This is a genomic window from Rhizobium acidisoli (assembly GCF_002531755.2).
GTDB lineage: Bacteria > Pseudomonadota > Alphaproteobacteria > Rhizobiales > Rhizobiaceae > Rhizobium > Rhizobium acidisoli.
The window spans coordinates 111856-125954 of the sequence record NZ_CP035000.1 but is presented as its reverse complement, the minus strand read 5'-3'; the positions used below and the strand labels follow the sequence as shown (position 1 = coordinate 125954).

Sequence of the window (14099 nt, the reverse complement as noted above, 5' to 3'; positions counted from 1 at the left end):
GGTCACCTGCGCTGCTGGTGTTTGATGTAGAAGTAGGTGACGCTCATCGAAATGATCAGGATGATCATTGCACTCGCCGAAGCCAGCGAAAATTCATATTGGGAGAAGGCGAGCTTGTAGGTGAAGGTGGAAAGCACTTCCGTCGAGTAGATCGGACCGCCGCCCGTCGTCATCCACACGAGCGGAAAAACCTGCATCGTCCAGATGAAGTCGAGAAGCGCGATGCTGATGATGATCGGCATCAGTTGCGGAATGGTGATGTACCAGAATTTTTCCAGTTCGTTGGCGCCATCGATCCCGGCTGCCTCGTAAAGCTCCTTCGAAATGCCTTGGAGACCGGCAAGCAGGCTGACCATGTAGAGCGGATAACCCGCCCAGATGTTTGCAAAGGTCAGGGCGTGTATGGCGGTGTGGGTCGAGGAGAACCACTCGACTTTGAAGTTGATGATATGGAGCGCCATCAGCACGCTGTTGACGACGCCGTTCGGGTCGAGCAGCAAGCGCCAGATGATGGCGATGATGACGGCGGTAAACAGCCACGGCAGAATGAAGAGCACACGCAATATGCTCCTGATCAGCGGATCGACGCGGTTGGTGTTCAGCAGCAGCGCGAAGGCCAGGCCGATGATGAAGTGGAAGACGACGCTCATGATCGTGAAATACATCGTCTGGCCGACCGACTGCCAGAAGACCGGATTTTCGAAGATGGTCAGGTAATTCTGGACGCCCGCGAATGCAGCGTCCTTTTTCATGATGGCGCCGTCCATCAGTGAATATTTGAAGACCATCACCATCGGGAACAGCATCAGCAGAACAAGCAAAAAGGTCGCCGGCGACACGTAGAAATACGGCACCAGCTTGCTCAAGGTGCTGTAACGAAGCCATCTTTTCTTCCGCGCGTTGACTTGCGCAGCCACCAGAGCCGGAGCGGAATGAACCATGAGCTGTGACTTCCCATTCTGCCGAGATTTGACGACTTACGCCGGCAGCGCCACGTCGCGCTGCCGGCGATCTCGTGAAAGCGATGTGCTTTATCCTTCGTGTTATGCATGTCGTTATCCCGGAACCGCTGGGCACCTCCGGGCGACAGGCATCAGAACTTCGCGAGCCAGGCTTTCTCGGTATTGGCAGCCGCGTCCTTGGCCGACTGGCCGCCATCGAACATCTTCTGAACCTCGACGTTCATGTCGCGCATCAGCTCTTCAGCAACCGGAAGGCCGACGAATTCGTTGGCAGGATAGCCGCTCTGGAAGATTTTGAAAGCTTCGGCGAAAATCGGGTCCGACGCCACGAAGTCCGGCTTGGCATGGACGTTGCCGGGGAAGGCGTTGGCAATCGACACCAGGCGGCCGTTGACGTCTGGGCTCATCAGATATTCCACCAGCTTCCAGGCTTCTTCCTTATGCTTGCTGCCCTCGCTGATGCCGATGCCCCAGGACGCATAGGGCATGCCGCGTTTGCCCGTATAGCCGTCGGTCGCCGGCAAGGCGGAGATGCCGAATTTGAGCTTCGGATTGCGTTCGCGGATGAGATTCACATGGGCGAGGGAATCGACCATCATGCCGACGCGGCCATTGACGAATTCCTCGACCTTGTCCTGCTCCTTCTTGGCGAAAATGCCGGGAGAAATAACGCCTTCCTTGTTGAGGGAAGCCAGATAATCGAGCGTGCCGACGACCGCCTCATTTTCGAGGTCAGGCTTGCCGTCCTTCATCATCGAGGCGCCGGAGGCCCAGACCCAGGACATCACGTCGTTCTGGATTCCGCTTGGAGACTGCAGCGATAGCGGCAGAACCCAGCCATACTGGTTCTTTGACGCGTCGGTCATCTTCTTGGCGGCTTCGGCAAATTCCGTGCGCGTGGTTGGCAGCTTGTCGACGCCCGCCGCCTTGGCGATATCGAGGTTGACGAAGACCGGGTAGACGAAGGATGCCAGCGGGAACATCACGCTCTTGCCGTCGACCTTGACGATATCGGTGATCTGGCTCTTGTCGTATTTCGCCTTCTCCATCAGTTCGTCCATGGAGGCGATCGCGCCCTGCTTGGAGAGACCGTTGACCCAGGCGCCATCCAGGCCGACGACGTCGCTTAAGGTCCCGGAGGCGGCGCCGACGACGATCTGGTCACGGGTCGTGGCATAGGGACCGCTGACGAGCGTCACCTTGATGCCGGGATTCGCCGCCTCGAAATCGTTCATGATGCCGCGCAGTGCGCCGGACGGCATTTCCGGTTCCCACCATTGAATGAATTCGATGGTGGTGTCGGCGAATGCCGAGGTGGCGCAAAGCGCCCACACCGCCACGGCAGCCCGCATGGTCACGCTGAATTTTCTGATATTCATCTGTGCCTCCCATAGATTGTCAGTGATCGATCCTCCTCAAGACCGTAGGCAAATTAGGTTCCCTGAGGCGCCTTTCTGTCAATGAAGAAATGCGACGCGGGAAAAAATTGACGTCGGTGTGGGTGATGCATGCCTTTCTAAATCATTGATAAAAAAGTGTATTGTCCAACGTCGCGACCGAGATTTTTTCGCAGAATTTGTATTGCTTGTGATGCATTTTTTCTTTACTTTCGTAAACAAATGAAAGTTTGCAGCTGCCGGCATGGGAGAGGAACGGGTGGATGGAGGCAACTATTTCGTGTTTAGAAAGGCAGTGCCGCCACTGCGATTATCAATCCGATCCAACGTGATCATCCCGCCGTTAAGGAACTGAATGGCCAAGAAGAGTTATAAGTCGATGGATGATTTCGCGACCGCCTCCGGCGTGTCGCGTCCGACGCTGTCGAAATATTTCAATGATCCCTCGCAGATCAAAGAGGTGACACGCAAGCGCATCGAGGCGGCTCTCAAGAAGTCGAATTTCGAGCCGAACCTTTTCGCGCGGCATCTCAATCGCAAACGGACCAGGAATATCGGGATCCTGGTCCCGACCATGTCGGATCCCTTTTATGTGCAGGTCGTGTCGCTGATCGAACTCGAGTTGCGCGACAAGGGATTTTGGCCGGTCCAAATCTCGTCGCACACGCGGCCGGAGCTGGAGGCGGAGGCAGTACGGACCTTACTGTCGCTGAAGGTGGCGGGCGCGATCGTGGCGCCGCTCGGGGCCGGTTCGCGCCGTTCCGCGCTGGAAAGACTGAAGGACGCCATCCCCGTCGTCTGCTTCGACAATCCTGCCAGCGGCGATCTTCCTTATGTCGGCAACGACAACGCCCAAAGCATGGCAGCCATTGTGCAATATCTCTGCCGGTCCGGTGAGCCGCCGATATTCCTGGAAATTCCGCATCTGACGGAAAACGCCGGCGAGCGGCAGGCGAGCTACCGTGCGACCATGACAAGGGAAGGGCATTCGCCGCTGGTCATCGATTGCGACGCACCGCCGTCCTGGGAGTTCGAGCGTCTCGGATACGAGCAGATGCAGAGGATTCTTGCGCGTGGCGGCCTGCCCGGCAAAACACTGCTCTGCGCCAACGACCGCTTCGCTTTCGGCGCCATGGCGGCGGCCTTCGCATCCGGCCTGAAAATCGGCCGCAGTGACGGCTGCGACGTGCGGATTGCCGGGCACGACGACCACCCACTCAGTCGGTATACCTGCCCGTCGCTGACGACGATGGCCCAGAACGCACCGGAGATCGCGGCGAAGTCGGTGGAACTGCTGCTCTCTCATATTGAAAGCGAGGACGAGGGGACGACCCCCTCAACGAACAGGGTGATCCTGGAAGCGACGCTGGTGATGCGCGACTCGGCTTGAGATCAGTCGTTGGTTGCGGCTTAACGCGTCAGCGCCGGGTCCATGGCGCGCCATGCCGTTGCAATGGCTTCGAGAGCCTCCTGCGCCTCCGGAATGGCCCGCCGCTTCGAGACGAAGCCATGGATCTGTCCGGGCCATGTCCGGCTTGTCGCCTGGGCTTCCGAGCTGAGCCGCTCGGCATAGAGGGCGCCTTCGTCGAACAGCACGTCGTGGCCGGCAAGGATGACGACGGCGGGCGCCACGCCCGCCAGCGACGTTGCGCGAAGCGGCGAGGCCCGCCAGTCGGATCCGCTCGCAGGGTCCGGCAGATAGTGGTCCCGGAACCATCGCATTGCCGCTGCCGTCAGGCCGAAGCCTTCTGCGTAACGCAAGTAGCTGTCGGTTGCCTGCGTCTGGTCGGTCACCGGATAGATCAGCACCTGGCCGATGACATCAGGCACCTGTCCGTCCCGCGCCAGAAGAGCGATGACAGCGGCGAGATTTCCGCCGGCGCTGTCGCCGCCAATGACAATTCGCGCCGGATCGATGCCGAGTGCATCGGCCTGATCCCTCATCCAGACGAGCGTGGCCGCGCAGTCCTCGATCGCCGCCGGAAAGGGATGTTCCGGGGCGAGGCGATAGTCGGGCGAAACCACGACGGCGCCGGCCATATTGGCAAGGCTCCGGCAGATGTCTTCATGGGTTTCCGGCGCGCCGATCACAAAGCCGCCGCCATGGATATACAGCAAGGCGGGGGCCTGCTGGTGCGGCGCGGTGCGGCCGCGCCATATCTTCAAGCGGGTTGTGCCGGCATGCCTTTCCAGGATCTCCGCCACATCCTCGAGCGGCCACTGAATATCTGCGAAACCGTCCAGATACTGTTGTCGCGCCAGCGCCGGCGTACAGCTTTCCACCGGCTCCTGCGGATCGCCAGGCCAGGCCAGTGCGCGTCTTGCGGATTCATCCAGTTGCGTCATGCGAGCAGGCTCCTTGCTTCGTCTTCCCGCAATTCCGCTGGTTGGGCAACGGTGCTCGGAATGGTCTGGGCGACACCGGTTTCACCTGCCCGGAGGATTGCTTCCATGACGTCGAGCACATGCAGTGCGAGATCGCCCGAAGCGCGGGGCGTACGGGCCTCGATGATGGCGCGGGCGAGATCGGCAAGGCCAAGCATGCGGTAGTTGGCGCGGTCCGGCGCTGCAATCGGCCAGTTGACGGCGCCGAAGAGTGCGCTTGACGTATCGGTTTCCAGCCAGGGCGCGCCACGGCTGGAGAGCGCGACGCCGCCGCCGAAATTGTCCGGATCGGGCAGGCGCAGCGAGCCTTCGGTGCCGTGCAGCTCGATCGGGTGGTTGGAGTGGCGGAAGACGTCCCAGGAGGTGCCGAAGGTGACCGTGGCGCCGCAATCGAATTCCAGCAGCGAAAGCACGCTGGTCGGCGTGCCCACTTTGAACGTGGTGCCCTGTTTCGGCCCTTCGGCGGTAATGAGCCGTTCTTCCTCTCCGCTTGTGGCGACGGCCTGCACACGGCGGATCGGCCCCATCAGATTGACCATCATGGTGAGGTAATAGGGGCCCATATCCATTACCGGGCCTGCGCCGGCCTGGTAGTAGAAGCTGGGATCCGGGTGCCAATGCTCCATGCCGCGGCCCATCATGAAGGCTGTTCCCGTTACCGGCCTGCCGATAGCCCCGGCTTCCATCTGCCGTCGGGCATGGCGCCCCGCCGCCCCCAGGAAGGTGTCCGGTGCTGAACCGAGCATGAGGCTCTTTTCGGCGGCCGCATTGACCAGCAGGCGCCCTTCCGCGGCCGTGACGCCGAGCGGCTTCTCGGTGAAGACATGTTTGCCCGCCAACAGCGCCCGCATCGAGACGTCGAAATGCGCAGCCGGGATCGTCAGGTTGAGGATGAGGTCGATATTCGTATCGTCAATGAGGGCGTCCACGTCGGCCGCCCGCAGGTTGAACGCGGCTGCGCGCCGCTTGGCGGCATCTGCATTGATATCCGCACAAGCGGTGATTTCGACGCCGCGAAACAGCGGCGCGTTGCGCATATAGGCGAGTGAGATGCTGCCGCATCCCACAACGCCGATCCTGAGTTTCATATGATTGGTCTGTGCCATCGAAGAACCTGACCTTGCCGTTCCGTATTCGGAGAGTTGGGGATGCATAGCGTTGAATGCGCGAGGAATAAATTATGTTGACGCACGGTAACATTTTCCCCTACAAAATGACAAGACGCTGGGAGGCTTCGCAATTCCCCGGGGAAAAACCCTTCGTTCGGGATATCGACTCCTTCTTGAAGAAGGCTTTTTTGCAAATGTCGGATGCCAGGCGCCTCGATGTTCGTTGGGCGGGCTCTGGCTTCAATATCGGCTGTCGCCAACGAAATAGGTCAGGACCAACTCATGAACAATGCTGCGCTGAAGATCGGCTGCCAGACATTCACCTGGGAAATGCTGGGCAAGGGTTGGAGCGGTGGGCCGGATGATCTGGTGCGCGCCATTGCGGATGGCGGATATGCCGGTCTTGAGATCACCGACACGATGATCGGTCACTACGCGCTCGATCCAGCCGGCTTTGCCCGGACACTCGCGGATGCCGGTTTGACGCTGGTTTCTTTTGCCTTCGGCTCCACCAGCGGCTTCACGGTTGCCGAAAAGATCGCCTCCGATCTGGAGACGGCCCGGCGATGGGTGGATTTCGTGGCGCATTTTCCCGGTGCGATGGTGTCGATGGGATCGGCTACGGTCGTCTCGGATGGTCCGCGCGAGGAGAAGTTCGCCATCGCGGCGGAGTGCTATAATCGTGCGACCGAGATCGGACGATCGGCCGGCGTCGCCGTTGCCGTCCACCCTTCCTCGCACCACAATACGCTGCTTTTCACCAGAGCCGACTATGACCGGCTGTTTGCTCTCCTCGATCCACGCGTGGGTTGGGTGCCGGATACCGGCCATATCCTGCGTGGCGGCCAGGAGATCGACGACACGCTTTCGGCCTACCGTGACCGCATCCGCTACGTGCACCTGAAGGATGTCGATGCCGGCGGGATCTGGGCGATGCTCGGCGAAGGCGTCTGCGATGTGCCGGCGGTGATTTCGGCCGTTCGGGAGGCGCCGGAGTTCACCGGCTGGATCGTGGTGGAGGAAGAGTCGGACTATGCCGGAACCGATCCCGCCACGGCGGTTCGAATGAACCGCGAGACGCTTCGACGACTGGGGTTTTAGGCGACTTCGTTTTCCCGGCCTCGGCCGAAAAGCTTTCGTGCGCACCCAAACTTTTCTCAGCTGGGAGGTTGCCTGCCGGTCACGCGTAGCGCACCTCCACGCCGAGCTTGTCCAACCGGTGGCGGATGCTGTGCGGCATGTTGCTGTCGGTGATGATCAGATCGACGCGCGACAGCGAGAAGGCTTTGGAGGAGGCGCCGATGTCGAACTTGCTTGAATCCGCCACCAGCACGACGCGCCGGGCCATGCGAACCAGGTTGCGCTTGGTGCGCGCCATATCCTCGGAAACATCGACGACGTCGAAGGCCTGATCGATCGCATGAGCGCCGACAAAAGCCTGGTGGGCGACAAGGCCGCCGACCGCCTTGTCGGAATCCGAGACGATCGTGCTGACCGAGCTGGGGAATACCCGGCCGCCGATCATGTGCACGTCGAGCCCCGGCCGGTACATCAGATGCTGGGCGATGTTCATCGCCGTCGTCGCAACCACGACGTTGTTGACCGGCGGCATCTGCATGGCCACATGCAGCAGCGTCGAGCCGCTGTCGAACACGATCGACTGGTTGTCGATGATCTGCCGCGCGGCCATCTGGGCAATGCGCCGCTTCGCATCGAAATTGTGCTGCATGCGCTCCTCGAAGGCTGCGGCCGGCGAGTCGGACGGCAGGGCGATTGCCCCGCCATGGGTTTTGATCAGCTGCTTCTTCGCGTCCATGATTTCGAGATCGGAGCGGATCGTCACTTCCGAGACCTCGAAGAATTCCGCGAGCTGGCGGGTGCGCGCCTGGCCGACCCGTTGAAGTTCCAGCATGATCTGCTGCCGCCGCTGTTCTGCAAGCATATGCGATCCCGACTGCGCGCGCCCTTTGAAGCTGCGCGCCTTTTGAAAAGCGAAAGTTTGCCGCACCATCCTGCAGCCTCATCTGCAAAAATAGCCGCTACTCCGCCGAAATGCACGTCAAAAAATCTCTTTCCATGTGAAAAACGAAAGAATTCGAAATATTGAACATTTGTTTGCTTTCGAGTTAGGATTTTCTCAGCAACGACGCCGGCCGTCGCAACGCCGCAATCGCAAAGGAAGTCTCGCCATGGGTCTCGGAACCAAAATTCGCCTCGCACGCTTGTTCTCGAACCCGTCGGGTCATTTGTTTGGCGGCGCGGTCGATCATTTTGTCGGTTATGGCAATGTCCGGGAGGGCGGGCTTGCCGATCTGCCGGGGGCGCTGAGGCGTGTCATGGCCGGAGGCCCCGACTACATCAGCATCCAGCCCGGCGCGGCCCGCCACCTCTGGTCGGACTATGCCGGCAAGGCAGCCCTCGTCATTCAGGGCGGCTGCTTCACGGCCGACGACCGGATTCGCCAGCTCATCGCCACCCCGGAAGACGCGGTCCGCTATGGCGCGGATGCTCTGGCTGTCGCCATCCCCGTGCGCGGCGCCACCGAAGGAGAGTACATCCGCTGGCTCACCGATACGGTCAACGCTGCCGCCCGCTTCGAGATGCCGGTCGTTGCCCACGTCTATCCCCGCGATTTCTCCGACGGCGGCAAGATCGTGTTCACCCCGGATGAAATCGCCTATGCGGTGCGCATCGGTTTCGAAGCCGGCGTCGACGTGATCAAGGTCGGCTACACCGGAGATTTCGAATCCTTCCGGGAGACCGTCGCCACCTGCCCGATTCCGGTCGTGATTGCCGGCGGCCCGAAGACCGATACGCTGCTCAGCGCGCTCGTCCAGACCTCGGAAGCCCTGCGGGCTGGCGCCAAAGGGGCCGTCGTCGGCCGCAACCTGTGGGGCCACGGCGATACGACCATGGCCGCGCGCGCCTTCAAGCTCGTCATCCATAAGGGGATGGCGCCAGAGGAGGCGCTGGCGGCTGCCGGTGTGTGAGAGGTGTTGCGCCCGCTCCAGGTTCTGGGTTTCGGCGCCCTTGCCATCGATGACATCATCTATGTCGATCGCGGGCTTTCGGCCGGCAAGGGGAAGGTGACGAAGCGTGCCACGGATCACGGCGGCAACGTGGCGACGGCCCTTGTTGCTGTCGCCCGGCTTGGCGGGCGCGCCGGCTTTATCGGCTGGCTCGGCGATGAACCTGCGACCGACCCGGCCGGTGCCGAGCTCGAGCGTGAGGGCGTCGACATATCCCTGGCGCCCCGCCACGCCGCTGCCGCGCCGATCCGCTCCGTGATCACCGTCGCTCCCGACGGCGACCGGTTCATCGCCTATGACGACGATGTGCTGCACGGCACATCCGAGGCGCTCCCCGATGACGTTTTGATGCAGGCCCCGGTCCTGCTGATCGATGGATATGCCACGCATTCGGAAAGCGTCGTGGCGCGGGCGCGTTCACTCGGGCTTGCCGTGATAGCCGATATCGAATGGACGGTCGGTGCCGCGACGGACCGGCTCCTCGCCTTCGCCGACCATCTGGTGCTGCCGCTCGCTTTCGCCAGAGAGTACACCGGTGAAGATGATCCAAGGACCATCCTGGAGAAGCTCTGGTCAACGGATCGGTCCGCTGTCGTGCTGACAGATGGCGAACGAGGGACCTGCCTTCGCCAGAAAGGCGATCCCACCCGGTGGCTTTTGCCGGCCTATCAGGTTCAGGCGGTCGACACGACCGGCGCCGGCGACTGTTTTCATGGGGCCTACGCTCTTGCCCTTGCCGAGGGCAAAACCCCGCTTGATTGCGTAGCCTATGCCACGGTGGCTGCTGCCATTTCCGTGACCGCACGCGGAGGGCGCCGGGGCCTTCCGGACAACCGGACCTGTCTGGCATGGATGGCAGGGGAAAATGCGCCGGCGCCGCGCCCGATTCCTGGATGTCACGATTAGTGTGCCGTTAGTCGGTGTCGACCTGGCTTGCCGCCCGAGCAGAACAACACCTTGATCGCAGGGTTTAAAGATCCTTCAAAAGCTTTCGCGCCGGTTATAAAAATTACGCGCGTAAAAAAATATTAGCGCGCAGATTAATCTTATTTTTCGGATTAAATGTGAAATATTTCAAATGGATACGGTGAGGTGTCGACAACGCTGACGTGGAATGCGCTCGATTCTTTTGTTGACATTGAAGCTCAGGCCTGAGCTTTCTTGTCGAAAGGATCGGAGGTGGCGGGAAGAGCGCCGGTCGAAGACGTGAGCGGACTGACACGGGAGGATGAGACGTGGCTGTGGTTGTACTGGACAAAATCTGCAAGACCTATGGAAACAGCTACCATGCGATCAAGGATCTGAGCCTGACGATCCATGATGGCGAGTTTCTGATCCTGGTCGGCCCGTCCGGATGCGGAAAATCGACCGCGCTCCGCATGATCGCCGGGCTTGAGGAAATCAGCAGTGGAACCTTGAGTATCGGCGGTCAGGACGTCGTCGATCTTGCGCCGAAGGACCGGGACATTGCCATGGTCTTCCAGAGTTATGCGCTTTATCCGCACATGACGGTGTTCGACAACATTGCCTTTTCGATGAAGCTGGCCGGAAAGACCAAGGCCGAGCGAACCAAGCGCGTTCACGAGATTGCCAAGATCCTGCAGCTGGAAAGCCTGCTCGGCAACAAGCCGGCCCAGCTTTCCGGCGGCCAGCGCCAGCGTGTTGCGATGGGTCGCGCCATGGTCCGCGAGCCCGCGGCATTCCTGATGGACGAACCGCTTTCCAACCTCGATGCCAAGCTGCGTGTGCAGATGCGCGCCGAGATCGCAAGCCTGCAGCGGCAGCTGGGCGTGACGACGATTTACGTGACGCATGATCAGACCGAAGCCCTGACGATGGGTGATCGCGTCGCGGTGCTGAAGGGCGGCGTGCTCCAGCAGGTGGACACGCCCAAGGCCCTCTATCACCGCCCGGTCAATGCGTTTGTCGCAGGCTTCATCGGCTCGCCGTCGATGAACCTCTTCGAAGGGCGGCTGGAGGGCATGCGGATCCATCTGCCGGGCTTCTCGATCCCCTTGTCCGACAGCGCCTTCGAGCGGGCTCCCGGCCTTTCCGCCTTCGAGGGAAAGGCGCTGATCTTTGGGGTCAGGCCCGAAGACCTCTATGACAGCCGGTTGCCGTCCGGAGCCTCCTATCCGACGATCCCGGTTGTCGTGAAGTCGATCGAGGAGCTCGGCTCCGAGTTGATCGTGCACTTGAAGATCGACGCGGTCCGGATCGACTCGGGCGACCCCGATGCCGTCGAAGATTTGAGCGGTGCCGCCAACGCCGTCGCCCGCTTCGAGGCTGTCAGCACGGTCGAGACGGGCCAATCGATCAATCTGGCAATCGACCCGGCGAAACTGCACTTTTTCCATCCTCAAACGCATATGGCTTTGAACTGACGAGGCAGATCCGGGAGGCGCTGATGGCAGTTCGACTAAGGGCCATTCCTTTCGGCGCCGAAACCGGCGTTTATCTTCAACATTCGACCTAGAGAGCTTATCGATGCCAGCAAAACAGCAACGACGCCTCCGCATCGGCGTACTGGGAGCGGGCCAGATTGCCCAGGCCGCGCACTTCGAGAGCTGCACGAAGGCCGCCAATGCCGATCTCTATGCGATCTGCGACGTCGCCGCGGATCTGCGCGAACGGATGGCAATCACCCATGGAGCTGGTAAAACCTACGACGACTACGACAAGATGCTCGCCGATCCCGACCTCGATGCGGTGATCATCGCGACCGCCGATGCCTTTCACGTCCCGGCCTCCATTCGCGCCCTTCAGGCGGGCAAGCATGTGCTGTGCGAAAAACCCGTCGGTGTCACCGTCGAGGAATGCCTGGAACTGAAGGCTGAAGTCGACAGGTCGGGAAAGGTGTTTCAGGTCGGGCATATGAAGCGTTTCGACGCAGGGCTCCAGGCGGCCAAATCCTTCATCCGTGACGAGATGGGTGAGATGGTTGCCCTGAAAGCGTGGTATTGCGACAGCACGCACCGTTATCCGATGACCGATGCGGTCCAGCCCCTGATCGTTGCCAGCGCCAATGCGCGTAAACCCTCCGGCAATCCGAAAGCCGACCTGCGCCGCTATTATATGCTGGCGCATGGTTGCCACCTGATCGACACGGCCCGTTATTTCGCCGGCGACATCCTTTCCGTCACCGCGCGCCTCTCCGAGCGGGCCGGCATCTGGTGCTGGTTCGTCGACGTGGAATTTGCCTCCGGCACGCTCGGCCACCTCGATCTCACCGTCCAGGTGCGCATGGACTGGCACGAAGGTTTCCAGATCTATGGCAAGAACGGCAGCATTTTGGGCAAGACCTATAACCCGTGGTACTACAAAACCAGCGAGGTCGACATTTTCCGGGAAGCCGATGGCGCGACCCATCGCGTTCTCGGTGCCGACGGCCATTTCTATCGCCGTCAGGTCGAAGGTTTCGCCCGCACCATTCTGGACGGCGCTGTGATGGAAGGTGCCGACACCGATGACGGCCTGGCCTCCGTACGAGCCATGGTCGCCGTCGCACGCTCCGCCGAAAGCGGCAAGCCGGTCGCGCTGGCTGATGTCACGGGTGGCGTGTGATGAAGCTCGGCATTTTCGCAAAGACCTTCGACGGAACAGAGCCCTCGACTGTCCTCAATTCGGTTGCGCAGGCCGGGTTTACCGCAGCACAATACAATATGGCCTGCTCAGGTCTGCCGCCGATGCCGGAGACGATTACCGAGGCTGAGGCCCGCGCGGTGACGGAGGCGGCGCGCAAAACGGGTGTCGAGATCGTCGCCGTTTCCGGCACCTACAACATGATCCATCCCGATCCCGCCGTGCGCGAAACAGGCCTTCGCAGGCTGGCGACGCTGGCTGCGCGCTGCGCCGGCATGTCGACCGCCCTGATCACGCTCTGCACCGGCACACGCGACCCCATTGACCAGTGGAAGGCGCACGCCGACAACGACACGCCGGCGGCCTGGCGCGATCTCCTCGACGCCATGGAAGCGGCCATCGCGATCGCCGAGCGTTATCACGTGGATCTCGGCATCGAGCCCGAGCTTGCCAATGTCGTCAACTCGGCTGAGAAAGCCCATCGGCTGATCGCCGCGCTGAAGAGCCCGCGCATCAAGATCGTGCTCGATCCGGCCAATCTTTTCGAGGTTGCGACGCTGGAGGAGCAGCGGCGCATCGTTTCCTCAGCCATCGATCTTCTCGCCGATCGGATCGTCATGGCGCATGCGAAAGACCGCAACCCCGACGGCAGTTTCGCGACCGCCGGCAAGGGCATCCTCGACTACGCGCATTATCTCGGCCGTCTCAAGGCAATCGGCTTTGGCGGCAGTCTCGTCACACACGGTCTTTCGGCCTCCGAGGCTGCCGGTGCGGCATCCTTTCTGAAAAAGACTCTCGACGGCGACGGCGCGGGGAGAGGACGATGAGACGGGCTCAACCGTTCGCAACCAGCGACGGGACCATTCTCAACGTCGATATGGCGGGCGAGGGCGCCCCGGCAATCTTCCAGCATGGTCTATGCGGAGACGCGGCGCAGACGGACGAGGTCTTTCCGCTCGAAACCGGATATCGCCGGGTTACGGTCGAAGCCCGCGGCCATGGCCGTTCCGCGGCCGGTAATGTCGAGCAGTTGTCGATTTCGACCTTCTGCGACGATATCGCCGCCTATATCGACCAGAACCTTAGGCGGCCGGTTGTGGTTGGCGGCATTTCGATGGGCGCCGCGATCGCCTTGCGTCTCGCCGTCAAACGGCCCGATCTCGTCAAGGCGCTGATCCTGGCAAGGCCGGCCTGGCTGACGGCATCGGCGCCGGACAATATGACGCCCAATGCCGAAGTCGGCCGGCTTCTGAAAACCGTGCCGCCGGATGAGGCAAGGCAGGCATTCCTTGCCGGGCCTGTGGGCATGCGGCTCGCCGCCGAGGCGCCGGACAATCTCGCCTCGCTTGCCGGGTTTTTCTCCCGCTCGCCTCTGGATGTGACCGCCGAGCTGCTGACCAGGATCTCAAATGACGGTCCTGATGTGACCGATGATGAAGTCGGCAATCTCGTCCTGCCGACGCTCGTCATCGGCCATGATCGCGACAGCATTCATCCTCTTGGCCACGCGCATGCTCTTGCCGCGCGGATTGCCGGCGCGCGTTTCGTGCAGATCACGCCGAAAACCGAGAGCCGTCCGCAATATGTCGCCGACTTTCGGCTTGCCGTCGGCAATTTTCTGAAGGAGCTCTGAAA

The 14099-nt window shown here is 61.2% G+C and carries 13 protein-coding genes; 8 read left to right on the top strand and 5 right to left on the bottom strand.

The window, feature by feature from the left end:
• Positions 1 to 2: 2 nt before the first annotated feature.
• Both CO657_RS26245 and CO657_RS26240 read right to left on the bottom strand, forming a co-directional pair.
• Positions 3 to 941 (bottom strand): carbohydrate ABC transporter permease, encoded by a 939-nt coding sequence (locus CO657_RS26245; RefSeq protein ID WP_054185279.1) that lies wholly within the window; start codon positions 939 to 941, stop codon positions 3 to 5.
• 152 nt (positions 942 to 1093) lie between these two features.
• Positions 1094 to 2341, bottom strand: a complete 1248-nt coding sequence (locus CO657_RS26240; protein WP_054185278.1) for an ABC transporter substrate-binding protein — start codon at positions 2339 to 2341, stop codon at positions 1094 to 1096.
• 373 nt (positions 2342 to 2714) lie between these two features.
• Between CO657_RS26240 and CO657_RS26235 the strand changes: the two genes are divergently transcribed.
• Positions 2715 to 3749, top strand: coding sequence for a LacI family DNA-binding transcriptional regulator (locus tag CO657_RS26235; protein WP_054185277.1), 1035 nt, complete (start codon positions 2715 to 2717; stop codon positions 3747 to 3749).
• A gap of 20 nt (positions 3750 to 3769) precedes the next feature.
• On the opposite strand, the gene CO657_RS26230 is transcribed toward CO657_RS26235, so the two are convergent.
• Both CO657_RS26230 and CO657_RS26225 read right to left on the bottom strand, forming a co-directional pair.
• A complete protein-coding gene (locus CO657_RS26230) occupies positions 3770 to 4705 on the bottom strand; it encodes an alpha/beta hydrolase (RefSeq protein ID WP_054185276.1) in 936 nt (311 codons plus the stop codon).
• Positions 4702 to 5850, bottom strand: a complete 1149-nt coding sequence (locus CO657_RS26225) for a Gfo/Idh/MocA family protein (RefSeq protein ID WP_054185275.1) — start codon at positions 5848 to 5850, stop codon at positions 4702 to 4704. The genes CO657_RS26230 and CO657_RS26225 overlap by 4 nt, the downstream gene beginning before the upstream one ends.
• A gap of 285 nt (positions 5851 to 6135) precedes the next feature.
• On the opposite strand from CO657_RS26225, the gene CO657_RS26220 reads away from it, so the two are divergent.
• A complete protein-coding gene (locus tag CO657_RS26220; protein ID WP_054185274.1) occupies positions 6136 to 6954 on the top strand; it encodes a sugar phosphate isomerase/epimerase family protein in 819 nt (272 codons plus the stop codon).
• 79 nt (positions 6955 to 7033) lie between these two features.
• Here the strand turns inward: CO657_RS26220 and CO657_RS26215 are convergent, their stop codons facing one another.
• Complete coding sequence (locus tag CO657_RS26215; RefSeq protein WP_054185285.1) at positions 7034 to 7795, bottom strand: DeoR/GlpR family DNA-binding transcription regulator; 762 nt, start codon at positions 7793 to 7795, stop codon at positions 7034 to 7036.
• 247 nt (positions 7796 to 8042) lie between these two features.
• Between CO657_RS26215 and CO657_RS26205 the strand changes: the two genes are divergently transcribed.
• From CO657_RS26205 to CO657_RS26180, 6 genes are all read left to right on the top strand, one after another.
• Positions 8043 to 8843 (top strand): beta/alpha barrel domain-containing protein, encoded by an 801-nt coding sequence (locus CO657_RS26205; RefSeq protein WP_054185273.1) that lies wholly within the window; start codon positions 8043 to 8045, stop codon positions 8841 to 8843.
• A 3-nt stretch (positions 8844 to 8846) separates the two neighbouring features.
• On the top strand, positions 8847 to 9788 hold the full coding sequence (locus CO657_RS26200; protein ID WP_054185272.1) for a PfkB family carbohydrate kinase: 942 nt from the start codon (positions 8847 to 8849) through the stop codon (positions 9786 to 9788).
• A gap of 329 nt (positions 9789 to 10117) precedes the next feature.
• Positions 10118 to 11266 (top strand): ABC transporter ATP-binding protein, encoded by a 1149-nt coding sequence (locus tag CO657_RS26195; protein WP_054185271.1) that lies wholly within the window; start codon positions 10118 to 10120, stop codon positions 11264 to 11266.
• A gap of 103 nt (positions 11267 to 11369) precedes the next feature.
• On the top strand, positions 11370 to 12446 hold the full coding sequence (locus CO657_RS26190; RefSeq protein WP_054185270.1) for a Gfo/Idh/MocA family protein: 1077 nt from the start codon (positions 11370 to 11372) through the stop codon (positions 12444 to 12446).
• The gene (locus tag CO657_RS26185) at positions 12446 to 13291 is read left to right on the top strand and encodes a sugar phosphate isomerase/epimerase family protein (protein ID WP_054185269.1); all 846 of its coding nucleotides are present in this window, start codon (positions 12446 to 12448) and stop codon (positions 13289 to 13291) included. The genes CO657_RS26190 and CO657_RS26185 overlap by 1 nt, the downstream gene beginning before the upstream one ends.
• Positions 13288 to 14097 carry an alpha/beta fold hydrolase gene (locus tag CO657_RS26180; RefSeq protein ID WP_054185268.1) on the top strand — a complete coding sequence of 270 codons (810 nt, stop codon included), beginning with the start codon at positions 13288 to 13290 and terminating at the stop codon, positions 14095 to 14097. Before CO657_RS26185 ends, CO657_RS26180 begins: the two co-directional genes overlap by 4 nt.
• Positions 14098 to 14099 lie beyond the last annotated feature (2 nt).